The 23,310-nt window shown below is 67.4% G+C and carries 24 protein-coding genes, 1 other RNA gene and 1 riboswitch; of the genes, 11 read left to right on the top strand and 14 right to left on the bottom strand.

From position 1 onward, the window contains the following. Nucleotides 1–9: 9 nt before the first annotated feature. The 3 genes from cobT to WT97_RS23565 form a co-directional block, all read right to left on the bottom strand. Entirely contained in the window at nucleotides 10–1,065 is a 1,056-nt protein-coding gene (cobT, locus tag WT97_RS23575; protein ID WP_059795790.1) for a nicotinate-nucleotide--dimethylbenzimidazole phosphoribosyltransferase, read from the bottom strand. Between the two features lie 61 nt (nucleotides 1,066–1,126). Continuing rightward, a complete protein-coding gene (locus WT97_RS23570; RefSeq protein WP_059795789.1) occupies nucleotides 1,127–1,945 on the bottom strand; it encodes an ABC transporter ATP-binding protein in 819 nt (272 codons plus the stop codon). Next, nucleotides 1,942–2,940, bottom strand: coding sequence for an iron ABC transporter permease (locus tag WT97_RS23565; protein ID WP_059795985.1), 999 nt, complete (start codon nucleotides 2,938–2,940; stop codon nucleotides 1,942–1,944). Before WT97_RS23565 ends, WT97_RS23570 begins: the two co-directional genes overlap by 4 nt. Nucleotides 2,941–3,099: 159 nt before the next feature. Then, a riboswitch (cobalamin riboswitch) is annotated at nucleotides 3,100–3,349 on the bottom strand. A 154-nt stretch (nucleotides 3,350–3,503) separates the two neighbouring features. Between WT97_RS23565 and WT97_RS23560 the strand changes: the two genes are divergently transcribed. The 5 genes from WT97_RS23560 (at nucleotide 3,504) to WT97_RS23540 (ending at nucleotide 5,880) form a co-directional block, all read left to right on the top strand. Continuing rightward, nucleotides 3,504–3,854, top strand: coding sequence for a hypothetical protein (locus tag WT97_RS23560; protein ID WP_059504792.1), 351 nt, complete (start codon nucleotides 3,504–3,506; stop codon nucleotides 3,852–3,854). Beyond that, a complete protein-coding gene (locus tag WT97_RS23555) occupies nucleotides 3,851–4,165 on the top strand; it encodes a cell division protein ZapA (protein WP_006478091.1) in 315 nt (104 codons plus the stop codon). Before WT97_RS23560 ends, WT97_RS23555 begins: the two co-directional genes overlap by 4 nt. An 81-nt stretch (nucleotides 4,166–4,246) precedes the next feature. After that, nucleotides 4,247–4,428: non-coding RNA, 6S RNA (ssrS, locus tag WT97_RS23550), on the top strand. A 69-nt stretch (nucleotides 4,429–4,497) separates the two neighbouring features. Further along, nucleotides 4,498–4,959, top strand: coding sequence for an EVE domain-containing protein (locus tag WT97_RS23545; RefSeq protein WP_060354522.1), 462 nt, complete (start codon nucleotides 4,498–4,500; stop codon nucleotides 4,957–4,959). 180 nt (nucleotides 4,960–5,139) lie between these two features. After that, nucleotides 5,140–5,880 (top strand): SIMPL domain-containing protein, encoded by a 741-nt coding sequence (locus WT97_RS23540; RefSeq protein ID WP_059504791.1) that lies wholly within the window; start codon nucleotides 5,140–5,142, stop codon nucleotides 5,878–5,880. A gap of 137 nt (nucleotides 5,881–6,017) precedes the next feature. Here WT97_RS23540 and lgt read toward each other — a convergent pair whose 3' ends face one another. Both lgt and WT97_RS23530 read right to left on the bottom strand, forming a co-directional pair. Further along, nucleotides 6,018–6,914: a prolipoprotein diacylglyceryl transferase gene (gene lgt, locus WT97_RS23535; RefSeq protein WP_059504789.1), complete on the bottom strand. Its 897-nt coding sequence runs from the start codon at nucleotides 6,912–6,914 to the stop codon at nucleotides 6,018–6,020. An 87-nt stretch (nucleotides 6,915–7,001) separates the two neighbouring features. Next, entirely contained in the window at nucleotides 7,002–7,916 is a 915-nt protein-coding gene (locus tag WT97_RS23530; protein WP_034208142.1) for a LysR substrate-binding domain-containing protein, read from the bottom strand. A 134-nt stretch (nucleotides 7,917–8,050) separates the two neighbouring features. Here WT97_RS23530 and ilvD point away from each other — a divergent pair, with 134 nt between their 5' ends. Both ilvD and WT97_RS23520 read left to right on the top strand, forming a co-directional pair. Next, the gene (gene ilvD, locus WT97_RS23525) at nucleotides 8,051–9,724 is read left to right on the top strand and encodes a dihydroxy-acid dehydratase (RefSeq protein ID WP_059795982.1); all 1,674 of its coding nucleotides are present in this window, start codon (nucleotides 8,051–8,053) and stop codon (nucleotides 9,722–9,724) included. A gap of 128 nt (nucleotides 9,725–9,852) precedes the next feature. Continuing rightward, nucleotides 9,853–10,179 (top strand): c-type cytochrome, encoded by a 327-nt coding sequence (locus WT97_RS23520; RefSeq protein WP_059504785.1) that lies wholly within the window; start codon nucleotides 9,853–9,855, stop codon nucleotides 10,177–10,179. 149 nt (nucleotides 10,180–10,328) lie between these two features. Here the strand turns inward: WT97_RS23520 and WT97_RS23515 are convergent, their stop codons facing one another. Genes WT97_RS23515 through WT97_RS23505 form a run of 3 tightly spaced genes read right to left on the bottom strand, consistent with a single transcriptional unit; the run spans nucleotide 10,329 to nucleotide 13,075 of the window. Continuing rightward, nucleotides 10,329–11,087, bottom strand: coding sequence for a DUF2486 family protein (locus WT97_RS23515; protein WP_060354521.1), 759 nt, complete (start codon nucleotides 11,085–11,087; stop codon nucleotides 10,329–10,331). A 25-nt stretch (nucleotides 11,088–11,112) separates the two neighbouring features. Beyond that, nucleotides 11,113–11,529: a DNA polymerase III subunit chi gene (locus WT97_RS23510; RefSeq protein ID WP_006478083.1), complete on the bottom strand. Its 417-nt coding sequence runs from the start codon at nucleotides 11,527–11,529 to the stop codon at nucleotides 11,113–11,115. A gap of 34 nt (nucleotides 11,530–11,563) precedes the next feature. Further along, entirely contained in the window at nucleotides 11,564–13,075 is a 1,512-nt protein-coding gene (locus WT97_RS23505; protein ID WP_059504781.1) for a leucyl aminopeptidase, read from the bottom strand. Nucleotides 13,076–13,197: 122 nt separating this feature from the next. On the opposite strand from WT97_RS23505, the gene lptF reads away from it, so the two are divergent. The 3 genes from lptF to WT97_RS23490 are packed head-to-tail and all read left to right on the top strand — an operon-like array spanning nucleotide 13,198 to nucleotide 15,855. Continuing rightward, nucleotides 13,198–14,292, top strand: a complete 1,095-nt coding sequence (gene lptF / locus WT97_RS23500; protein WP_059504780.1) for an LPS export ABC transporter permease LptF — start codon at nucleotides 13,198–13,200, stop codon at nucleotides 14,290–14,292. A gap of 3 nt (nucleotides 14,293–14,295) precedes the next feature. After that, complete coding sequence (gene lptG, locus WT97_RS23495) at nucleotides 14,296–15,444, top strand: LPS export ABC transporter permease LptG (protein ID WP_059504778.1); 1,149 nt, start codon at nucleotides 14,296–14,298, stop codon at nucleotides 15,442–15,444. A gap of 27 nt (nucleotides 15,445–15,471) precedes the next feature. Further along, the gene (locus WT97_RS23490; RefSeq protein ID WP_060354520.1) at nucleotides 15,472–15,855 is read left to right on the top strand and encodes a sirohydrochlorin chelatase; all 384 of its coding nucleotides are present in this window, start codon (nucleotides 15,472–15,474) and stop codon (nucleotides 15,853–15,855) included. A gap of 81 nt (nucleotides 15,856–15,936) precedes the next feature. Here WT97_RS23490 and cobA read toward each other — a convergent pair whose 3' ends face one another. From cobA to WT97_RS23460, 6 genes are all read right to left on the bottom strand, one after another. Beyond that, entirely contained in the window at nucleotides 15,937–16,686 is a 750-nt protein-coding gene (gene cobA / locus WT97_RS23485) for a uroporphyrinogen-III C-methyltransferase (RefSeq protein WP_059504776.1), read from the bottom strand. 60 nt (nucleotides 16,687–16,746) lie between these two features. After that, nucleotides 16,747–18,063: a sulfate adenylyltransferase subunit 1 gene (locus tag WT97_RS23480; protein WP_059504774.1), complete on the bottom strand. Its 1,317-nt coding sequence runs from the start codon at nucleotides 18,061–18,063 to the stop codon at nucleotides 16,747–16,749. Between the two features lie 22 nt (nucleotides 18,064–18,085). Then, nucleotides 18,086–19,048, bottom strand: a complete 963-nt coding sequence (gene cysD, locus WT97_RS23475; protein ID WP_006478076.1) for a sulfate adenylyltransferase subunit CysD — start codon at nucleotides 19,046–19,048, stop codon at nucleotides 18,086–18,088. A 75-nt stretch (nucleotides 19,049–19,123) separates the two neighbouring features. Continuing rightward, nucleotides 19,124–19,876, bottom strand: a complete 753-nt coding sequence (locus tag WT97_RS23470) for a phosphoadenylyl-sulfate reductase (protein WP_059504772.1) — start codon at nucleotides 19,874–19,876, stop codon at nucleotides 19,124–19,126. Next, nucleotides 19,873–20,415, bottom strand: coding sequence for a DUF934 domain-containing protein (locus WT97_RS23465; protein ID WP_059795787.1), 543 nt, complete (start codon nucleotides 20,413–20,415; stop codon nucleotides 19,873–19,875). Before WT97_RS23465 ends, WT97_RS23470 begins: the two co-directional genes overlap by 4 nt. A 25-nt stretch (nucleotides 20,416–20,440) precedes the next feature. After that, nucleotides 20,441–22,120 (bottom strand): nitrite/sulfite reductase, encoded by a 1,680-nt coding sequence (locus WT97_RS23460; RefSeq protein WP_059504769.1) that lies wholly within the window; start codon nucleotides 22,118–22,120, stop codon nucleotides 20,441–20,443. A 214-nt stretch (nucleotides 22,121–22,334) separates the two neighbouring features. On the opposite strand from WT97_RS23460, the gene WT97_RS23455 reads away from it, so the two are divergent. Beyond that, on the top strand, nucleotides 22,335–23,276 hold the full coding sequence (locus WT97_RS23455) for a CysB family HTH-type transcriptional regulator (protein ID WP_027785173.1): 942 nt from the start codon (nucleotides 22,335–22,337) through the stop codon (nucleotides 23,274–23,276). The last annotated feature ends 34 nt before the right edge of the window (nucleotides 23,277–23,310 follow it).

The following is a 23,310-nucleotide window of genomic DNA, read 5'->3' as shown; positions in this document are numbered from 1 at the left end:
CGTGCGCGCTCAGGCGTCACGATCGTCGACGCCGGCGGACTCGAAACTCGCCATCTCGGCGAGGAACGCGGCCGCCGCGCGCACGAGCGGCAGCGCGAGCGCGGCGCCCGTGCCTTCGCCGAGCCGCAGGTCGAGCGCGAGCAGCGGCTTCGCGCCGAAATGCTCGAGCATGCGCCGGTGGCCGGCCTCGTGCGACGTATGCGAGAACACGCAGTAGTCGCGCACGCCGGGCGCGATGCGCTCGGCGACGAGCAGCGCGGCGGTCGCGATGAAGCCGTCGACGAGGATCGTCATCCGCTCGCTCGCGGCCGCGAGGTACGCGCCCGTCATCATCGCGATCTCGAAGCCGCCGAACGTCGCGAGCACGTCGAGCGGCGCGACCGCATGCGCGTGCTTGACGAGCGCGCGGCCGAGCACCGCGCGCTTGTGCGCGAGGCCCTGATCGTCGAGCCCCGTGCCGCGGCCGACGCATGCATCGATCGGCACGTCGAGCAGGCGGCTCATCAGGCAGGCGGCCGACGACGTGTTCGCGATCCCCATCTCGCCGAAGCCGATCACGTTCGTGCCCAGCGACGCGTGCAGGCGGACGCGGGCCGCGCCGGCGGCCAGCGCCGTCATCGCTTCTTCGCGCGTCATCGCCGGTTCCGTCGCGAAGTTGCGCGTACCGCGCGCGACCGGCAGCGACACCAGCCGCTCCGACGGCGGCAGCGGCGACGCGACGCCCGCATCGACGATCTCGAGCGTGCTCTGCGCGACGCCCGAGAACGCGTTGATCGCCGCACCGCCGGCCAGGAAGTTCGCGACCATCTGCGCGGTCACCGCTTGCGGATAAGGACTGACGCCTTCGGCCGCGATTCCGTGATCGCCCGCGAACACGATCGTCACGGGACGCTGCACGACCGGCCGCTCGGTGCGCTGGATCAGGCCGATCTGCAGCGCGAGCGCCTCGAGCTGGCCGAGGCTGCCGGGCGGCTTGGTCTTGTGGTCGATCACATGTTGCAGGTGCGTGCGCAGCGCGTCGTCGAGCGGCGCGATCACGGGCGGGAAATGGGTCGGAGTCGTCATCGAGGAGCCGTGTCGTGGGCGCGGCGGGCGCCGCGCATCGGAAAAATCGGAACGGAAAGGGTCATTGTCGCGCAGGCCATGCCGGCAGCAGCGCATCGCGGCCGTTCTCGCGGATCAGCACGAGCGGATAGCCGAATGCGTCGCTCGCGCGCTCGGGCGTCAGCACGTCGTGCACGGGACCGGCCCACGCATGGCCGCGGCCGTCGAGCAACAGCGCATGCGTCGCGAAACGCCGCGCGAGGTTCAGGTCGTGACACGAAAACATCACCGTGCGCGGGCCTGCCGCGAGCCAGGCGGCCAGCGCGGTCAGGCAGTCGATCTGGTGATGCAGGTCGAGATGCGCGAGCGGTTCGTCGAGCAGCATCAGCGGCGCATCCTGGCACAGCGTCGCGGCCAGCGCGACGCGCTGCCGCTCGCCGCCCGACAGCGACATCACGTCGCGCGACGCGAGCGCGCTCAGGCCGAACGTCGCGAGCGCATCGCGCACGGCCGTGCGGTCGCCGTCGCGCTCCCAGCCCCAGCCGCCGAGATACGGAAAGCGGTTCAGCAGCACCGTGTCGAACACGGTCGCGCTGAACGCATCGTGCAATTGCTGCGGCATCAGCGCGCGGCGCCGCGCGAGTTGCTCGGGACGCCATGCGGCAAACGGCCGGCCGTCGATCTCGACGTGTCCGCCGGCCGGCGGCTGCAATCCCGCGAGCGTGGCGAGCAGCGTCGTCTTGCCCGCGCCGTTCGGTCCGGCGACGCACCAGATCTCGCCGGGGCGGAACGCCTGCGTGAAGCGCTCGAGCAGCGTGCGCGCGCCGGCCTTCAGCGTCAGATCGACGGCCATGTAGCGCATGTCGCGGGCAGCGGCATGCGGTGCGGCGGTGCCCGTCATCGCATCGGCCTCCTCAGCAACATCCACAGGAACATCGGCACGCCGATCAACGCGGTCATCGCGCCCACCGGCAATTGCGCGGGCGCGATCGCGGTGCGCGCCAGCAGGTCGGCCGCCATCACGCCGCCGCCGCCCGCAAGCATCGCGGCCGGCAGCAGCATCCGCTGGTCGTTGCCGAACGCGAGCCGCAACGCATGCGGCACGACGAGCCCGACGAAGCCGATCGTGCCGGCCGTCGTCACGGCGGCCGCGGCGGCCAGCGACGCGACGAGATAGATCCGCACGCGCAGGCGCGCGACCGGCACGCCGAGCGCGAGCGCGGTCGCGTCGCCGCGCAGCAGCACGTTCAGTTGCGGCGCGGCGGGCAGCGCGACGCATGCGCTCAGCAACAGCGCGCCCCACGCGAACCACGGCGCCGTCGCGCCGTTCAGGTCGCCCGTCAGCCAGAAGATGATGCCGCGCAGCCGCGCGTCGGGCGCGAGCGACAGCAACAGCGTGACGAGCGCGCCCCACCCCGCCGCGATCACGACGCCCGTGAGCAGCAGCCGCGGCGAGGCGTCGCGCGATTCGCCGCGCCACAGCTCGCGCCTCGCGAGACCGAGCACGAGCGCGACCGAGACGAGCGAACCGGCGAACGCCGACGTGTCGACGAGCCACCATGCGCCGCCCGCGATCATCGCGACGAGCGCGAAGCCGGCCGCGCCGCCGGACACGCCCAGCACGTATGGCTCCGCGAGCGGATTGCGCAGCAGCACCTGCAACAGCGCGCCGGCCAGCGCGAGCAGCGCGCCGCACGCGAAACCCGCGAGCGCGCGCGGCAGGCGCAGCGTCCGGACGATATCGGCAAACAGGGTGTCGCCGCCGTGCGGCACGAGCGACGCGAGTGCCTGCCACGGCGACATCGGCACGCTGCCGATCGACAGCGACGCGACGAACAGCAGCGCGACCATGGCGGCCAGCGCGGCCCAGATCGCGGCGGCGCGCGCGGCGCTCATGCCGCGCACGGCTGCACGCACGACGCGCGGCACATCCGCTTGCGGGAGCCGGCCGGGCGCGACGGGGGCGCGTGGCGGACGATTGGGGTCGGCATCGAAGAAACGTTCCGTGAAGCATTGCGCGCCCCGCTTCCCCGCAGGTCGCGCGTCATGGAGCCCGTGCGGGCTCCCCGTCTCGGCCGGTATCCGGGCTGGCGGCGGTCCGGCTCGCCTTCCCGCGCGATGACGCGCAGTGGCCCGCGCCCGCATGCGACCTGCACGCGGAACGCGCCCGAGCCGGCCTGCGTCACACGACGCGGCCGCTTACCGTTGCGGGGGCAGCGCAGGTCGGCGCGCTCGTGGAGCCCGCATCCTGCTTCCCGTTTAACCGCGCGTCCTGCGCGCGAGCACCGAGGCGGCGCCAGTTTAGGAGCCGGTCGCGCGAGCGTCAAGGAAGCGTCCGGACCCGCGCGGGACGCGCCTATTCGCGGCAAGAAGCAGGGGTGTTACGACTGGAAACGTTACAGATGTCGGATTGCGCGTTATTCCGCGCTAAAATGCTGGGTCTTTAGAGGACGCAGCAAATGCTCAACGAACTCGAAACCCTATCTCAAAATATTGGCCGTCTGATTTCGCTGAACAAGCGCTATCACTCGGAACGGCTCGCGCTCGAGGAGCAGGTCGCGCAATTGCGCGCAGAAGCGGACACGGTCCGCGCGGAACTCGCGCAGCTGCGCGACGAACGCAATGCGCTCGCGGCCGAGCGCGACACGTTGTCGGCGAAGATCGACGACGCCCAGGTGAAACTGAACGCGATCCTCGAAAAGCTGCCGCGCTCGAAGGGCGCGGAGCAAGCCGACAACCAGCTCGACCTGCTGGATGCGCAGGCGCGCACGGATGGCGATGACGCGGCCAGCCACGGAGAACATGCATGAGCACCAAGCAGATCGAAGTCTCGATTCTCGGTCAGCCCTATCGGCTCGCCTGTTCGGCCGAGACCGAAGCGGCGCTGCTCGAAGCGGTCGCGCGCGTCGACGCCGAAATGTCGAAAATCCGCTCGAACAGCTCGGTGCGCGGCACCGATCGCATCGCGGTGATGGCGGCGCTGTCGCTTGCATCGGAATTGCTGCGACTGCAAACGAGCGTGCGGCATGGTGAAGCATTTCCGGCGGAGGAAATCCGTCGTACAATGCACCAGATGAACGAACAGCTCGGCGCGGTGCTCGCACAGCACGAGACGCAGTAACGTTTCAAACGATGCGTCGATTCCCCTTGATCTCGACGGTCAACGGTGGTCAAATTGGCGCATCGAATCACAGTTCAGTCAGCTTCCCTGCCTGGTTCGCCAAGGTCATATATTCCTTGAACCAATGCCATGTGCACGGTTGCGGAAATTTGTAGCACGGGCGCGCGCGTCACTCGGTCTGATGTACCCGAAGTGCTGCTAACTGCGACCAATTCTGAACCTCAGGTTCAGGATGCCGGCCTAGCGGCCAAGGTGGGGGCCTATCCAACGGCATCGGGCAAGTCCCGGTGCCGTTTTCTTTTGTAGCAGCCTTTTCTGCGTCGACCACGACCATGCAATACTGGCTGATGAAGTCCGAACCGGACGAAGCAAGCATCGACGATCTCGCCAACGCACCGCAGCGCTCGCTGCCGTGGACCGGCGTGCGCAACTATCAGGCGCGCAATTTCATGCGCGACACGATGAAGATCGGCGACGGCGTGCTGTTCTATCACTCGAGCTGCCCCGAGCCGGGCATCGCCGGGCTCGCCGAAGTCTCGTCGACGCCCTACCCCGATCCCACGCAGTTCGATCCGAAAAGCCCCTATTACGACCCGAAATCGACGCAGGAAGCGCCACGCTGGCTGCTCGTCGACGTGCGCTTCGTGAAGAAGTCGCCGCTCGTGCCGCTCGCCGCGCTGCGCGAGTACGACGAACTCGCCGACATGCGCGTGCTCGCGCGCGGCAACCGGCTGTCGATCACGCCCGTCACGCGTGCGGAATGGCGATTCATCACCGAAAAGCTGATGAAGTAGGCGCGCGCCAAAGGTCAAATCCGGTCAGTACGCGCGACCGTAACGGAACTCGCGGCACTTTCGCGCAGCCTAAGCAACCGCTGTCGGCCGAACGGGCCGGCCGTCGTTTTTTCGTCGCGCGGTACGCCCGCGTCGCGCGCGCGTGACCCGCGTGCGCGCCCTCGTACAAGGAATCCAACAATGACCAAGAAATCCGCACTCGCGCTGTCGCTCGCCCTCGCCGCCGCCGTTCCCGTCGCGCTGGCGCTCGCGTCGCCCGCCGCGCACGCCCAGGCGGCGAACCCGCACTTTCCGGAGCCGGCCGGCGTGCTGTCGCTTTCGTCGCAGGCCAGTGCCGACGTGCCGCAGGACATCATCCACATCACGCTGTTCTACGAGCAGCAGGCCAAGGATCCGGGCAGCCTCACCGCGCAGCTGAACCAGCGCGCGGACGCTGCCCTGTCGCAGGCGAAGGGCGTGTCGGGCGTCACCGCGCACACGGGCGCGTTCTCCGTGTATCCGAGCACCGATCGCGACGGGAAGATCTCCGCATGGCGCGGCCGCACCGAGGTCGCGCTCGAATCGCGCGATTTCGCCGCGGCGTCGAAGCTGGCGGGCCAGTTGTCGAACCTGATGCAGGTCGCGAACGTCGAGTTCTCGCTGTCGCCGGAAGCGCAGCGCACGGCCGAGCAGAAGCTCACGACCGAAGCGATCAAGTCGTTCCGCGCCCGCGCGGACGAAGCCGCGAAGGCGTTCGGCTACAGCAGCTACACGATCCGCGACGTGAACGTCGGCAGCGGCCGCAACGTGCAGCCGTACACGCGCATGATGGCGATGGCCGCGGCGCCGATGGACAGCGCGAAGATGAGCGCGCCGATCGCGGTCGAAGGCGGCAAGGCCACCGTGTCGGTCACCGTCAACGGTTCGGTGCAGATGAAGTAACGCGCATCGCGCAGCTGTCGGAAACGAAAAACGCCGGCCCGAGGGCCGGCGTTTTTCATGCATGTCCGGGTAGCCGATGCACGCGCCGATCACGCGTACATCGTTACCACGTCATGCAGCCACGTCATGCAGCCACGTCACGCAGCCGCATTCGCGTTCGCCGCGCGGCGGCGATACGCCCAGGCCATCAGCGCGATACCCGCGAGAATCATCGGCAGCGACAGCCACTGCCCCATCGACAGGCCGAGCGCGAGCAGCCCGAGGAAGTCGTCCGGCTCGCGCGCGAACTCGACCGTGAAACGTGCGAGGCCATAACCGATCAGGAACAGCGCGGATATCGCGCCCATCGGGCGCGGCTTGCGCGCGAACAAGAACAGCACGAAGAACAGCGCGATCCCTTCGAGCGCGATTTCATAGAGCTGCGAAGGATGGCGCGGCAGCATCTGGTATTGCATGAACACGTCGGCGAGATGCCACTTCTCGACGAGCTCCGGATGTTTCGGCAACCATGCCGCGTCGTCGCGCATCGCACCCGGGAACAGCATCGCCCAAGGCGCCGTCGGATCGGTCACGCGGCCCCACAGTTCGCCGTTGATGAAATTGCCGAGGCGCCCGGCTGCCAGCCCCGTCGGCACCATCGGCGCGACGAAATCGGTGACCTGGAGCCAGTGCCGCTTGCGCTGCCACGCGAACAGCATCATCGCGAGCGTCACGCCGAGGAAGCCGCCGTGAAACGACATGCCGCCTTCCCACACCTTGAACACGTCGAGCGGATGAGAGAAGTAGAAACCGGCCTTGTAGAACAGCACATAGCCGAGCCGGCCGCCGAGCACGGTGCCGAGCACGCCGTAGAACATCATGTCGTCGATGTCCTTCGCGGTCCAGCCCTGCGCCGCGACATGCGGCAGCTTCAGGCGGACCCGGCCGACGACGATCGCCGCGATGAAGCCGACGAGATACATGAGGCCGTACCAGCGCACGGCCAGCGGCCCGAGATGGATCGCAACGGGGTCGAAATTCGGGTGAATGATCATGGGTTAGCGAAGAAGTTTTCGAATACGGTACGGCCGTCGCACGCGCAGCACCGCGCGTTGGACGGCGCCCGCACGCCATCGTTCACGTCACGCGGCAAGCCCCTGCGCGCGCACGACGTCGATGAACCCGGCAAGCACGGGGCTCACGTCGTCGGTACGCCACACGAGGCCCGTCTCGACGAGCGGCGCGTGGCCGGCGAGCGGCCGGTAGACCACGCCGGTGCGCCGCAGGTTACGCAGCGATTGCGGCACCAGTGCGACGCCCATGCCGGCCGACACGAGGCTGACGATGGTCTGCATCTGGATTGCCTCCTGACCGATGCGCGGGGTTTCCCCCGCCGCGCCGTAGCAGCCCGTAATGATGTCATAAAAGCCGGGCGCCAAACGACGCGGAAAGATCACGAGCGGCAACGCGGCGACGTCGGCAAGCTGCACCGGCTCGTCCTCGGGCGCGTCGGATGCCGTACTCGGCATCGCGACCACCAGCGGCTCGCGCACGACGGGCAAGTACGACAACCCGGCCGCGTGACGCGGCGGCACGGGCGGGATGACGAGCCCGGCGTCGATGCGCCCGGCGACGAGTTCGTCGATCTGCACGTCGCTCGTCGCTTCCGCGAGCTGCAGCCGCACCTGCGGATAGCGCGCGCCGAACGCACGCAGCAACGACGGCAACAGCCCGTAATCGGCGGTCGACACGAACGCGAGCGACAGCGAACCGGCCTCGCCGCGCGCGAGCCGCCGCGCCAGCGGCGGCAGCGCATCGGCCGACGCCAGCAGCCGGCGCACGTCGGGCAGCAGCGCAGCGCCGACCGCCGTCAGCGCCACCGAGCGCTTGGTGCGCACGAACAGCGCCACCCCCAGCGCGTCCTCCAGCGCGCGAATCGCCTGCGACAGCGGCGGCTGCGTCATCGACAGGCGCTCGGCCGCACGGCCGAAATGGCGCTCGTCGGCGACGGTCGCGAAATAGCGCCACTGGCGCAGGTCGGGGATCGGATCGGCCATGTTCGACTCATTCGCAAAACGACTTAATAGGCGACAAATAATATATTGGACATCCCAATCGGGAAACTCCATGCTTGTTCGATCCGAACCGGCGCGCCCTCGCGAGCGACGCCCACACAACGATGGAGTCCCCCATGTCGTACAACCGTCGCTCGAAGCACATTACGCAAGGCGTGGCCCGTTCGCCGAACCGCTCGATGTATTACGCCCTCGGCTACCAGAAGGACGATTTCGACAAGCCGATGATCGGCATCGCGAACGGCCATTCGACGATCACGCCGTGCAATTCCGGTTTGCAGCGCCTGTCGGACGCGGCCGTCGACGCCGTCAAGGCCGCCGGCGCGAACCCGCAGATCTTCGGCACGCCGACGATTTCGGACGGCATGTCGATGGGCACCGAAGGGATGAAGTACTCGCTCGTGTCGCGCGAAGTGATCGCCGACTGCATCGAGACCTGCGTGCAAGGCCAGTGGATGGACGGCGTCGTGGTGGTCGGCGGCTGCGACAAGAACATGCCCGGCGGCATGATCGCGCTCGCGCGCCTGAACGTGCCGGGCATCTACGTCTACGGCGGCACGATCCGCCCGGGCAACTGGAAGGGCCGCGACCTGACGATCGTGTCGTCGTTCGAAGCCGTCGGCGAATTCACCGCGGGCCGGATGTCGCAGGAGGATTTCGAAGGCGTCGAGAAAAACGCGTGCCCGACGTCCGGTTCGTGCGGCGGCATGTACACCGCGAACACGATGAGTTCGTCGTTCGAGGCGCTCGGCATGTCGCTGCTGTATTCGTCGACGATGGCGAACCCCGATCAGGAGAAGGTCGATTCGGCCGCCGAATCGGCGCGTGTGCTGGTCGAGGCCGTGAAGCGCGACCTGAAACCGCGCGACATCATCACGAAGGCGTCGATCGAGAACGCAGTATCGGTGATCATGGCCACCGGCGGCTCGACCAATGCGGTGCTGCACTATCTCGCGATCGCGCACGCGGCCGAAGTGGACTGGACGATCGACGACTTCGAGCGCATCCGCAAGCGCGTACCGGTGATCTGCGACCTGAAGCCGTCGGGGCAGTACGTCGCGACCGACCTGCACCGGGCCGGCGGGATTCCGCAGGTGCTGAAGATCCTGCTCGACGCGGGGCTGCTGCACGGCGACTGTCTGACGATCACGGGCCGCACGCTCGCCGACGAGTTGAAGGACGTGCCGAGCGTGCCGCGCGCGGACCAGGACGTGATCTTCCCGATCGACCGTGCACTGTACCAGGAAGGCCATCTCGCGATCCTGAAGGGCAATCTCGCGCAGGACGGCGCGGTCGCGAAGATCACCGGCCTGAAGAACCCGGTGATCACGGGCCCGGCACGCGTGTTCGACGACGAGCAGAGCGCGATGGATGCGATCCTCGGCGACCGGATCCGCGCGGGCGACATCCTCGTGCTGCGCTACCTCGGCCCGCAGGGCGGCCCCGGCATGCCGGAAATGCTTGCACCGACGTCCGCGATCATCGGCAAGGGGCTCGGCGAATCGGTCGGTTTCATCACGGACGGCCGCTTCTCGGGCGGCACCTGGGGCATGGTGGTCGGCCACGTCGCGCCGGAGGCGTTCGTCGGCGGCACGATCGCGCTGGTGCAGGAAGGCGACTCGATCACGATCGACGCGCACCGGCTACTGCTGCAACTGAACGTCGACGACGCGGAACTCGCGCGCCGCCGCGCTGCGTGGCGACAGCCGGCGCCCCGCTATACGCGTGGCGTGCTCGCCAAATTCGCGGCGCTCGCCCGGCCGGCGAACCAGGGGGCGGTCACGGGTTGATGCAGAGGCGCCGGCGCATGCGACCCCGATAAAAGGGGCCCGCCCGGGGAACGCGCAAAACGTGCTTTCCCTTTGCTTCTATAATGCGCGGACCATGAAGCCGGCCGTCCCCGCCGGCGGAGAACCGCATGAAACAGACGATATTGCGCGTGCTGCTCGCCATGCTGCTGACCGGCAGCGCGGCGGCGGCGCGTGCCGACCAGGCCGACGGGCTCGCGCTGGCGCAGCGCAAGAACTGCATGGCCTGCCATGCGATCGGCAAGCCGCTGATGGGTCCGTCGTTCCGCGACATCGCCGGCAAGTACGCGGCGCGCGGCGACGGCGTCGATTACCTGGCGCAATCGATCGTGAAAGGCAGCGTCGGCGTATGGGGCAGCGTGCCGATGCCCGCCAATACGCAATTGACGAGCACCGAGGCCCACACGCTCGCCCAGTGGGTGCTGTCGGTACGCTGAAAGCGAATACGCCGCTCGGCGTACCCACGTCGTACGCAGGGCGTCGCTGAGGAAGGCCGAGTACTGCCGACCTGTGCGTCGCCGGCGGCTTCGCAGGCGCCTACCAAACCTGCATTCTCTTTTTTTCGCCGTCGCGAGCGATTGCTCGTTCAGCCGGAATGACCGGCGCGACGACGGGCGATCTCTTCATCGACCGCTTCACGCACCCAGTCCATCACCTCGGTTTCCAGCGCGAGTGCGACTTCGCGCGTGACCTGGCCGACCAGCCAGGCCGAATGCTCGTGCAGCGCATCGCGACAACGCGCTTCGATGGCCTCGCGCCCCGCCCCGGTCAGATAGTTCGTCAGGCGATTGCGAAGCCGTTCGGCGACGTGCTGCCCATCTTCCGGCGTCAGTGCGACTGCGGCCTGCGCATCGCGCTGCGGCGCCGCGCTCGGCAGGGCCACCTCCTGCATCGCCGGGTTGGGCGCGTGCGCGGCCGCATCGCGCGCCATCGCCGCGAACGAGTGTTGCGGCAGGTCGTCATCGACCAGCGACGAGCGCAGCGGCGCCGTCATCGCCGCCGCGTCCTCCGCGACCACGTGCTCGGCGGCGCCGGGCTCGGCCGGCGCATCGGTCTCGCCCACGGCGGCGGCCGTCGCCGCGTCGCCCGGCAGCTCGACCGCCGGCACATGCGGCGTCTGCACGGGTTCGACCACGACGGAATCGGGGTCGGCTTCGGTTTTATTCGATCCGGCCGGCGCAGCAACGCCCGCGGCGGCCGGCACGATCACGTCGGTGAGCACCGGAATCGCCGCGTCGTCGTGCGGGCGGGGCGCGGCGGACGCGGGCGAGCGCGCCGGCGCCGGCTTGCCCGGCACCAGCACGTCGGTCAGTGTCGGAATCGAGGATGAATCGGCTTCGGTCACGGGAACACTCCGTCGACGGTTGCGGCTAGCCGCCCTGCTTGTAGTTGTTCAGCGCATAGCCGCGGTCGCGGTAGAACCGGTAGCGGTCGCGGCCTGCGGCCAGCTCCTCCGGCGCGTTGCCGACCACTTCGAGCAGGCGCTCGAAGCGGGCGAACTGCGCGGGCACGGTCGCGCCGAGGTTCAGCAGCACGTGATGATGCGGTGCGCGGTCGAGATCGGCGGCCAGCACGATCGGCGTGCCGGCCGCGTGCTCGCTGTCGACGCCGCAATGCGGGATGAAATCGAGCGGCGAGAACGTCCAGAGCCGCTCGTCGAGCGCACGCAGGCGCGCGGGCTCCGCGAGCACGACGACCGGCTGCCCGGCCTGATAGGCCTTGCGCAGCAGCCGGCACGCGTACGCGAGCGAATCGCCGACGTTCGAGTGGAAATCGATCCGCGTCATTGCCCGCGCACCCGCAGCGTCGTCGGCCCCGCCATCACTGGCCGGCGCGGTCGATCAGGAACTGCGCGAGCAACGGCACCGGACGGCCCGTCGCGCCCTTCGCCGCACCGCCCTTCCATGCGGTGCCCGCGATGTCGAGGTGAGCCCACGGATAGCTCTCGGTGAAGCGCGACAGGAAGCACGCGGCCGTCACGGCGCCGGCCGGACGCCCGCCGATGTTCGCGAGATCCGCGAAATTCGACTTCAGCTGTTCCTGGTACTCGTCGTCGAGCGGCATGCGCCATGCCGGATCGTTCGCCTCGCGCGACGCGTCGAGCAGCTCGCCCGCGAGCGCGTCGTTCGTCGAGAACAGCCCGCTGTTGTGGCCGCCCAGCGCGATCACGCACGCGCCCGTCAACGTCGCGACGTCGATCACGGCGGCCGGCTTGAAGCGCTCGGCATACGTGAGCGCGTCGCACAGGATCAGGCGGCCTTCGGCGTCGGTGTTCAGCACCTCGATCGTCAGCCCCTTCATGCTGGTGACGATGTCGCCCGGCTTCGTCGCGTTGCCGCCCGGCATGTTCTCGCAGGTCGGCACGATCGCGACGACGTTGATCTTCAGGCCCATCTCGGCGACCGCGCGGATCGTGCCGAGCACCGAGCCCGCGCCGCACATGTCGTACTTCATCTCATCCATGCCTTCGCCCGGCTTCAGCGAGATGCCGCCCGTATCGAACGTGATGCCCTTGCCGACCAGCACGACCGGCGCGGCCTTCGCGGCGGCGCCCTGGTAGTGCAGCACGATGAACTGCGGCGGCTCGACCGACGCGCGCGCGACCGACAGGAACGACCCCATCTTCAGCGCCTGGATCTGCTTGAGCCCGAGGACCTCGGCCTTCAGGCCCCAATCCTTCGCGATCTTCTTCGCGGTGTTGCCGAGATAGGTCGGCGTGCAGACGTTGCCCGGCAGGTTGCCGAGGTCGCGGGTCAGATCCATCCCGTTCGCGAGCGCGACGGCCTGCTTGACCGCGACCTTCGCGGCCTTTTCGTCCGCCGGATCGACGCTGAACACGACGCGCTTGAGCGTGTGCGACGCCGGTTCCGGCTTGCTCTTCATCTGCGTGAAGCGGTAGGTCTCGTTGCGCAGCGCGAGGATCGCGGCGCGCACGCCCCAGTCGGAGCTGCGCTCGTCGACCGGCAGTTGCGCGAGCGAGAACGTGACCTGGACGACCTTAGTCGCCAGCAGCGCGCGCCAGGCGGCGGTCACCGCGTCGTTATAGGCTTTCTGATTGAAAGCATCCTGCTTGCCGAGCCCGACGAGCAGCACGCGCGACGCGCCGATGCCCGACACTTCGTGCAGGAACAGCGTCTTGCCGCGCTTGCCGTCCATGTCGCCGGCCTTCACCACGCGCGAAATCAGCCCCTTGGTGGCCGTGTCGATGTCGAGCGCCGCGCCCGACAGGGTCTGCGCCTCGAAGATGCCGAGCACGATGCAGTCGGACTTCCCGGTCAGGAACCCCTTGGCCTCGCCTTTGCTCCAATCACAGCCTTTTATGCTAAAGTCCATCGCGCTTGTCCTCGGATAAAATCTGGGCTAAGGATGAAAGCCGCAATTATCCGCTATTTTTCCCGTGGCGGCGCGAGCGCTCCACCACGCGTGCGCAGCCTCCCGCCCTCTTCTCATCAAGAATGATCTTCGAACGCTCCCTCCAGCGCGAGCTTGCGTATACGGCTGGCGCCGTGTTCATGGTGCTGCTCACGATCATGCTCACGACGATGATGATTCGCATCGTCGGCTACGCCGCGTCCGGCGAAATCGATCCGCGGGACGTGCTCGTGCTGATCGGCCTGACCGTGATCGGCTACCTCGCCGTGATGCTCGTCGTCACGCTGTTCGTGTCGATCCTGTTCGTGCTGACCCGGTGGTACCGGGACTCCGAAATGGTGGTGTGGCTCGCGTCGGGCGTGAGCCTCACGCGCCTCATCAAGCCGATCGGCGTGTTCGCCACGCCGATCGTCCTGCTGATCGCCTTCTTCGCGTTCGTCGGCTGGCCGTGGTCGAACCAGCAGAGCAAGATGATCAAGGCGCGCTTCCAGCAGCGCGACGAAATCTCGCTGCTCGCGCCCGGCCAGTTCCGCGAATCGGCCGCGAACCATCGCGTGTTCTTCATCGAGAAGATGTCGCCCGACCAGAGCAAGGTCCAGAACGTATTCGTCACGTCGACGGAAAACGGCAAGCTCAACGTGGTCGTGTCGCAGACGGGCCACACGGAAACCTCGAAGGACGGCGATCGTTTCGTCGTCCTCGAAGACGGCCGCCGCTACGACGGCACGCCCGGCCAGCCGAACTTCAAGATCATGGAGTTCGAGCGCTACGGCGTGAAGATCACCAGCAAGCCGGTCGTCAACGTTCAGACCACCAACAGCACGCCCACGCCCGACCTGCTGCGCAACCCGACGCGCGACAATCTCGCGGAATTCGCGTGGCGCGCGGGGCTGCCGCTGATCGCGCTGAACCTGATGGTGCTCGGCATCCCGCTCGCGTACCAGAACCCGCGCCGCAGCCGCACGATCAACCTCGTGATGGCCGTGCTGATCTACCTCACGTATTCGAACCTGCTGAACGTCGTGCAGGCGCAGATCGAGCAGGGCAAGATGTCGTTCGGCGTCGGTCTCGTCGGGCTGCACGTGCTCGTCGCGGCGATCGTCGCGTTCATTTTCTGGTTGCGCGTGCGCAATCGTCCGTTGTTGTCACGCGCGCTGTTCGGCCGCTCGGGAGCATGATCGATGCGGCTCTATGAAAAATACTTCGCGCGGCAGATCTACATCACGTTCATCTTCATCCTGTTCGCGTTCTCCGGTCTGTTCTTCTTCTTCGACCTGATCAGCGAGCTGAACTCGGTCGGGCACGGCAATTACAAGTTCGGCTACGCGGTGCTGCGCGTCGCGCTGCAAACGCCGTCGCGCTTCTACGAGATCATCCCGGTCGCCGCGCTGATCAGCGCGATCTACGTATTCGCGCAGATGGCCGCGAACTCGGAATTCACGATCTTCCGCGTGTCGGGCCTCGCGACCAACCAGGCGCTGCGTTCGCTGCTGAAGATCGGCGTGCCGCTCGTGATCGTCACCTACCTGATCGGCGAATTCGTCGGCCCGTACGCCGACCAGTTGTCCGAACGCGTGCGGCTGCAGGCGCTCGGTGCATCGGTGTCGTCGAACTTCCAGTCGGGCGTGTGGGTGAAGGACACGCTCGCGGCCCGCGAGAACGGCGAGCAGGTCACGCGCTTCGTCAACGTCGGCAGCCTGTCGCCCGACTCGACGATCAGCAACGTGCGCATCTACGAGTTCGACTCGAAATTCCAGCTGCAGAACGTGCGGATCGCGCAAACCGGCCGCTACGAGCCGCCCGGCCACTGGCTGCTGAAAGGCGTCACCGAAACGGAGCTGACGCCGATCAAGCCGGTCAGCGGCCAGCCGGCCGATGCGCTGAACCCCGTGTACCGGTCGCAGCAGGTGTCGCTGCCCGAATACCGGCTGCGGTCCGACCTGACGCCGCAGATCCTGTCGGTGCTGCTCGTGTCGCCGGAGCGCATGTCGCTCATCAACCTGTTCCGCTACATCCAGCACTTGCGCGAGAACCAGCAGGACACGCAGCGCTACGACATCGCGCTGTGGCGCAAGCTGTTGTATCCGTTCGCGGTATTCGTGATGCTCGTGCTGTCGCTGCCGTTCGCCTACCTGCACACGCGGGCGGGCGTGGTCGGCGTGAAAGTGTTCGGCGGCATCATGCTCGGCATGAGCTTCCAGCTGCTCAACACGCTGTTCTCGCACATCGGCACGCTGAACACGTGGCCCGCGCCGCTCACCGCCGCGACGCCGGGTCTCATCTATCTCGCGCTCGGCCTGTTCGCGCTCAAGTGGGTCGACCGGCACTGAGCGCCGCGTCGCGACGGAGGCTTCGACATGCATTCGCACGGTATCGTCCTGTTCGGCCACGGCGCCCGCGACCCGCGCTGGGCCGAGCCGTTCGAGCGGCTCGCCGCGCGGCTGCGCGGCGCCGGCTCCCCTGCCGCGCAGGTGTCGCTCGCGTTCCTCGAACTGATGACGCCGTCGCTCGCTGAGGCCGTGGCCGCGCAAGTCGCGGCCGGCTGCGCGCGCATCACCGTGGTGCCCGTGTTCTTCGGCCAGGGCGGCCATGTCCGCCGCGACCTGCCGCAGTTCGTCGACGCATGCCGCGCCGCGCATCCGGGCGTCGAGATCCGCTGCGCGACGGCCGTCGGCGAAGACGACGGCGTGCTCGACGCGGTCGCGCGCTATTGCGTCGACCAGCTCGGCGACGACGCGTAGGCCACGTCTTCGCCACGCCCAAAGAAAAAGCGCCGGCATCTGCCGGCGCTTTTTGCGTTTGGAATCGCGCGCGAGCCGCGCTCAGGCGGCATTGCGCACCGGATCGCCCGCCTGCGCCTGCCGTGTGCGTTCGGCGAATGCATCGCCGATCATCAGCAGGCTCGGTTCCGCGGGATCGAGCCACGCCTGCGCATCGCCGGCCGCCATCCGGGCGAGCGTCAGCGTCAGCGTGCGTTCGCGCGCGGTGCTGCATGCCTCGACGATCGCCACCGGCGTCGCCGGCGCACGGCCGGCGTCGATCAATTCCTGCGCGATGCCGGGCGCGCTGTCGCGGCCCATGTAGTAGACGATCGAATCGGCGCGTGCGGCTTCGCGAATCTCGTCGCTGCCCGGTGCGCGGCTGTGCGTCGCGAACGCGACGCTGCGCGATACGCCGCGCAACGTGAGCGAACGCTTCAGCGTCGCCGCGCCGGCCAGCGCCGCGGTGATGCCCGGCACGACCTCGTAGTCGATGCCGGCCGCGTCGAGCGCGCGCATTTCCTCTTCGGCGCGACCGAACAGCATCGGATCGCCGCCCTTCAACCGCACGACGCACGCATGCTCGCGCGCCGCGTCGACGATCTGCTTGTTGATGAAATGCTGCGCGGTCGAGCGCTGCCCGCAGCGCTTGCCGACCGCGATCTTCCGCGCGTTCGGCGCATAGTCGAGCATCGCGGGCTCGACGAGCGCGTCGTGCAGCACGACGTCGGCCTGCTCGAGCAGCCGCATGCCGCGCACCGTGATGAGGTCCGCGGCGCCCGGCCCTGCTCCGATCAGATATACCTTGCCCATGTTTGTCGCTTCGCTAGGGTCCTGCCGCGGCGGCCGGTTCGCCGCCGCGCAGATTGACGATTACGCCGAGAACGCGCGGATCATCCCGGCGGCGACCGTGTGGTGCGTCGCCTCGTCGATCAGCACGAACGCGCCCGTACCGGGGTGCGCATCGTACGTGTCGCACACAATCGGCTTTTGCAGCGTCAGCGCCACGCGGCCGATGTCGTTCATCTTCAGGTCCTGGCGATCGGTCGCGTGCGACAGCGTATGCACGTCGAGCACCTGCTTGACGCCGCCGATCTTCGCGAACACCGTGCTGGTGGTCTGCTTCAGCAGGTACTTGCGCTGCGGCGACAGCGGCGTCTCGTCGAACCAGCACAGGTCCGCCTCGAGCTTCTTCGCCGGCTCGACCGGCTCGGCGGCCGTGACGAACATGTCGCCGCGCGACACGTCGACATCCTCTTCGAGACGGATCGTCACCGTCTGGCCCGCGAACGCGTGCGCGACCGATGCGGTGCCGCCCGGCACCGGCGCGACGATCTCGGCGACCGTCGCGGTGCGGTTCGACGGCAGCACGACGATCGCGTCGCCGACCTTCACTTCGCCCGACTCGATCCGGCCCATGTAGCCGCGGAAATCGTCGGCCGAGCTGCCGTCCTGGCGCGCGACCCACTGCACCGGGAAGCGCAGCGCGTCGTGCGCCTGCGTCTCGACCGGCAGCGACTCGAGCACGTCGAGCAGCGGCTCGCCGGCGTACCACGGCATGCGCTCGCTCGCGCCGACGATGTTGTCGCCCTTCAGCGCGGACACCGGCACGAAGCGCACGTCGGTCAGGCCGAGCTGCTTCGCGAGCGCGACGTACGCGTCGCGGATCTCGTTGAAGCGCGCCTCGCTGTAGTCGACGAGGTCCATCTTGTTGATCGCGACGATCACGTGCTGCAGCCCGAGCAGCTTGACGATCGCGCTGTGGCGCTTGGTCTGCGGCAGAAGTTGCACGACGCCGTTCTCGACCGTGATGCGCGTCGCGTCGATCAGGATGATCGACGCGTGCGCGGTCGACGCGCCCGTCACCATGTTGCGCGTGTACTGCTCGTGGCCCGGCGTGTCGGCGATGATGAACTTGCGCTTCGCGGTCGCGAAATAGCGGTACGCGACGTCGATCGTGATGCCCTGCTCGCGCTCGGCCTCCAGCCCGTCCGTCAGCAGCGCGAGATCGAGCTCGTCGCCGACCGTGCGCTTGTTCTTTGCGCGCGACAGCGCGGACAGCTGGTCGGACAGCACGGCCTTGCTGTCGTACAGCAGGCGGCCGATCAGCGTGCTCTTGCCGTCGTCGACGCTGCCCGCGGTGATGAAGCGCAACACGCCGAGGTCTTCGGTGTTCTCGATGATGCTCATGATGTGAATGTCCTCGTGTGCTTCAGAAATAACCTTGCTTCTTGCGCTGTTCCATCGCGGCTTCGGACGCCTGGTCGTCCATCCGGGTCGCACCGCGCTCGGTGATCTCGGTCACCGCCGTCTCGGCGATGATCTTCTCGACGTCGTCCGCGTCGCTTTCGACCGGGCACGTGCAGCTGATGTCGCCGACCGTGCGGAAGCGCACCTGCGCCAGCTCGCTCGTCTCGCCGTCACGCATCGGCGTGAGCGGCGTGACCGGCACGAGCAGCCCGTTGCGGCGCACGATCTCGCGCTGATGCGCGTAGTAGATCGACGGCAGTTCGAGGTTCTCGCGCGCGATGTACTGCCACACGTCGAGCTCGGTCCAGTTCGAGATCGGGAACACGCGCAGATGCTCGCCCTTGTGCAGGCGGGCGTTGTACAGGCTCCACAGTTCCGGGCGCTGCGCCTTCGGGTCCCACTGGCCGAATTCGTCGCGGAACGAGAAGATGCGCTCCTTCGCGCGCGCCTTCTCTTCGTCGCGGCGCGCGCCGCCGATCAGCGCCGTATAGCCGTGCTGTTCGATCGTCTCGAGCAGCGTGACGGCCTGCGCGGCGTTACGCGAATCGGTTTCGCGGCGCAGTACGACCGTGCCGCGCTTGATCGAGTCCTCGACGTGGCCGACCACCAGCTCGGCGCCGAGCTCCTGCGCACGGCGGTCGCGGAAGTCGATCACTTCCTCGTAGTTGTGGCCCGTGTCGATATGCACGAGCGGGAACGGCAGCGTCGTCTTGCGGTTCGCGCCGAGGCCGAACGCCTTCAGCGCCAGGTGCAGCACGACGACCGAATCCTTGCCGCCCGAGAACAACAGCGCCGGCTTGCTGCATTCGGCGACGAGTTCGCGCAGGATGTGGATCGACTCGGCTTCGAGCCAGTCGAGATGGCCCATGCGGCTGTCGGCGCCGGTGGGCGGGGCAAAGGCGGATTGCTCGAGCGTCGTGCTCATGATTTCAGTCCTTCTCTTCCGGGTTCGTGCCGCCCGCTGTCGCAGGCGGCGCAATATTCAGTGTCTTGTCGGCTTTCAGTGCGCGGCGCCGGCATCGGCATTCGCGGGAATCGGCGTGATCGTGGTGATGTGCAGCCCGCATTCCTTCGTGTCGCGCGACTCCCACCACCAGCGGCCCGCGCGGCTGTCCTCGCCGGGACGGATCGCGCGCGTGCACGGCTCGCAGCCGATGCTCGGATAGCCGCGCGCATGCAGCGGGTTGACCGGCACGTCGAACGCGTTAAGGTACGCCCACACGTCGGCTTCCGTCCAGTCGGCGAGCGGGTTGTACTTCGCGATCCCGCGCGCTTCGTCCCGTTCTTCCTCGTGCAGCTCCGCGCGCGTGACCGACTGCTCGCGGCGCTGGCCCGTGACCCACGCGCCGACGTCGGCCAGCGCGCGGTTCAGCGGCTCGACCTTGCGGATATGGCAGCACGACTTGCGCAGCTCGACGCTCTCGTAGAACGCGTTCAGGCCATGCTCGGCGACGTACTGGTCCACCGCGTCCTGCTGCGGGTGGAACTGCTCGATCTCGTAGCCGTAGCGCTCGCGCACGCGATCGATCATGCCGAGCGTTTCGGCGTGCAGGCGGCCCGTGTTCAGCGAGAAGATGCCGATCGGCACGCCCTTCGACAGGATCGCGTGCGTGAGCAGCATGTCTTCCGCGGCGAGGCTGCTCGCGAATTTCACCTTGTCGTGACGGGCGCCGATCCGCGCGAGCAGCGCGTCGAGGCGCTCGACCTTCGCGGCGAGTTCCGGCGTCAGTTCGGTGGCGGTCGCGGTGCTCATGCGCTCACCTTGGTGTCGGCCGCAGCCTCGCGGCGGCGGAACAGCGGCGCCGGCTCGTCGAATGCGCCCTGGTAACGCTGCGTGAATTCCGTGAACGCATTCAGCGCGTCGTGGATGTCCTTGTCGGCGCGCACCGCGAACGCGTCGAAGCCGCAACGCGACATGTACAGCAGTTGGTCGCGCAGCACGTCGCCGATCGCGCGCAGCTCGCCCGTCCAGCCATGACGTTCGCGCAGCAGGCGCGCGATGCTGTAGCCGCGGCCGTCCGCGAAGCGCGGGAAATCGACGGCGACCAGCGAGATCGCGCCGAAGTCGGCCACGAGATCGGCCGGTTCGCTGTCCGGCGCGAGCCACACGCCGAGTTCGTCCTTCGTCTTCGCGGCGACGAGCGCCGCACGCTCGGCCTGCCACAACGCGAACGGCACCAGCACCTTGCCGGCCGGCAATGCGTCGACCGCGGGCAGCGCGCCGTCCTCCGCCGCGCGCACGACCTGCCATGCGTCGTCGATCACTGCGCGGTTCTTGATAATCGAAGCCATCTGCAAATTCCTTCTACCCGGTTGGTTACGCGTTCACTGCCTGGCGCGCCGCATACACGCGCTCCTTGAACGGCGCGATGCCGATGCGGTCGTACGTGTCGATGAAGCGCTCGCCGTCGATGCGTGCTTCGACGAACGTGTCGATCAGCTTCGCGATCACGTCCGGCACTTCTTGCGCGGAGAACGACGGCCCGATCACGCGGCCGAGGCGCGCGCCGTTGCGGCCCGTGCCCTGCTCGCCGCCGAGCGACACCTGGTACCACTCGGCGCCATCCTTGTCGACGCCGAGGATGCCGATGTTGCCGACGTGGTGATGGCCGCACGAGTTCATGCAACCGGAAATGTTCAGCGACAGGTCGCCGAGGTCGTACACGTAATCCAGATCGTCGAAACGCTGCTGGATCGCGAGTGCGATCGGGATCGACTTCGCGTTCGCGAGCGAGCAGAAGTCGCCGCCCGGGCACGCGATGATGTCGGTCAGCAGGCCGATGTTCGGCGTCGCGAAACCGGCCGCCTTCGCCTTTTCCCACAACGCGAACAGGTCGCGCTTCTTCACGTTCGCCAGAATCAGGTTCTGCTCGTGCGACACGCGCAGTTCGCCGAGCGAGTATGCGTCGGCCCAGTCGGCGACCAGATCCATCTGCGCGTCGGTGGCGTCGCCCGGAGCCACGCGGTGATCCTTCAGCGACAGCGTGACGGCCGCATAGCCCGGCACCTTGTGCGGTGCGACGTTACGCTCGACCCAGCGCGCGAATGCCTTGTTCTCGAGCAGGTGCTGTTCGAACGACGCGTCGGTGTCGGCGAGCTTCTCGTAGACCGGCGGCTGGAAGTACTGCGACACGCGGTCGATTTCGGCCTGCGTGAGCGTCGACGGGCCGTCCTTCAGGTGCTGCCATTCTTCCTCGACCTGCTGCGCGAACTTCGCCGGCGACAGCGCCTTCACGAGGATCTTGATCCGCGCCTTGTACAGGTTGTCGCGGCGGCCGTAGCGGTTGTACACGCGCAGCACGGCCTCGCAGTACGTGAGCAGGTGCTGCCACGGCAGGTCTTCCTTGATCACCGCGCCGACGATCGGCGTACGGCCGAGGCCGCCGCCCGCGAGGATGCTCGCGACCACCTCGCCCTGCGCGTTCTTCTTCAGGTACACGCCGAGGTCGTGGATCTGCACGGCCGCGCGGTCGTGCTTCGAGCCCGACACCGCGATCTTGAACTTGCGCGGCAGCCATGCGAATTCCGGGTGAAACGTCGACCACTGGCGCAGGATTTCGGCCCACGGGCGCGGATCGATCTCTTCGTCCTGCGCGACGCCGGCGAACTGGTCGGCCGTGATGTTGCGGATGCAGTTGCCCGACGTCTGGATGCCATGCATCTGCACCGACGCGAGCTTCGCGAGGATCTCGGGCGTCTCTTCCAGTTCGATCCAGTTGAACTGGATGTTCGAGCGCGTCGAGAAGTGGCCGTAGCCGCGGTCGTGTTCGCGGGCGATGCGGGCCAGCATCCGGAGCTGGTCGCTGCGCAGGTTGCCGTACGGAATCGCGATGCGGTGCATGTACGCGTGGCGCTGCATGTACAGGCCGTTCTGCAGACGCAGCGGACGGAATTCATCTTCGCTCAACTCGCCCGACAGCCGGCGGCGCACCTGGTCGCGATACTGCGCGACTCGCTCGTCGACGATCGTCTGGTCGTATTGGTCGTACTGATACATTCGGGGACCCCAGGGTTTTCGTGTTGACCGCGCGACGTCCTAGCCACGTCGCGCCCGAATCTCCGTTCCGTCGTCACCGCCGCCATCCGCTGCCGGCTGGATTGCTAATGACGAAAACAGATATCCATATTTGAAAAACTCGGGTGAATCGTAATAAACTCGCCTTATATTTCAAACGACTAAAAAATTCTGTTGATATGCGGAAGGGTTATAAATGAACCTGCACCAATTTCGCTTCGTGCGCGAGGCCGTCCGGCAGAATTTCAACCTCACCGAGGCCGCCAAGGCGCTCTACACGTCGCAACCGGGAGTATCGAAGGCAATCATCGAGCTCGAGGACGAGCTGGGTGTCGAGATCTTCACGCGGCATGGCAAGCGCGTGCGCTCGCTCACCGAGCCGGGCCGGATCATCCTCGCATCGGTCGAGCGGATTCTTCAGGAAGTTGAGAGCTTAAAGAGGGTCGGGAAAGATTATGCGGCGCAGGATCAGGGCAACCTGACCATCGCGGCCACCCACACGCAGGCCCGCTACTCGCTGCCGGCCGCGATCGCTGAGTTCAAGAAGCGCTTCCCGAAGGTCCACCTGTCGATCCTGCAGGGTAGCCCGACGCAGGTGGCCGAGATGGTGATCCACGATCAGGCCGATCTCGCGATCGCGACCGAGGCGATCTCCGACTACAAGGAGCTCGTGTCGCTACCCTGCTTCCAGTGGCATCACGCGGCCGTCGTGCCGGCCGACCATCCGCTGCTCGAACGCAAGCCGGTCACGCTGGACGATCTCGCGCAATATCCGCTGATCACGTACGACGACGCGTTCGCGGGCCGCAAGAAGATCAATCATGCGTTCGCGCTGCGCGGGCTGTCGCCGGACATCGTGCTCGAGGCGATCGACGCCGACGTGATCAAAACCTATGTCGAACTCGGCCTCGGCGTCGGCATCATGGCCGACATCGCGTTCAATCCCGAGCGCGATCGCGGCCTGCGGCTGATCCCGGTCGGCCATCTGTTCGGCAGCAACGTGACGCGCGTCGCACTCAAGCAGGGCGCCTACCTGCGCAGCTATGTGTATACGCTGGTCGAACTGCTGTCGCCGACGCTGAACCGCAAGCTGATCGAGCAGGCGCTCAAAGGCGAATCCGAATCGTACGAGCTTTGACGGACAGGTATGAACACAGGGGCGCGCATTGCGC

The sequence above is a fragment of the Burkholderia sp. MSMB1459WGS genome, from assembly GCF_001534535.1.
In the GTDB taxonomy this organism is placed as follows: Bacteria; Pseudomonadota; Gammaproteobacteria; order Burkholderiales; family Burkholderiaceae; genus Burkholderia.
The sequence above is the reverse complement of the archived record's forward strand: the minus strand, read 5'-3'. Positions and strand labels throughout refer to the sequence as shown.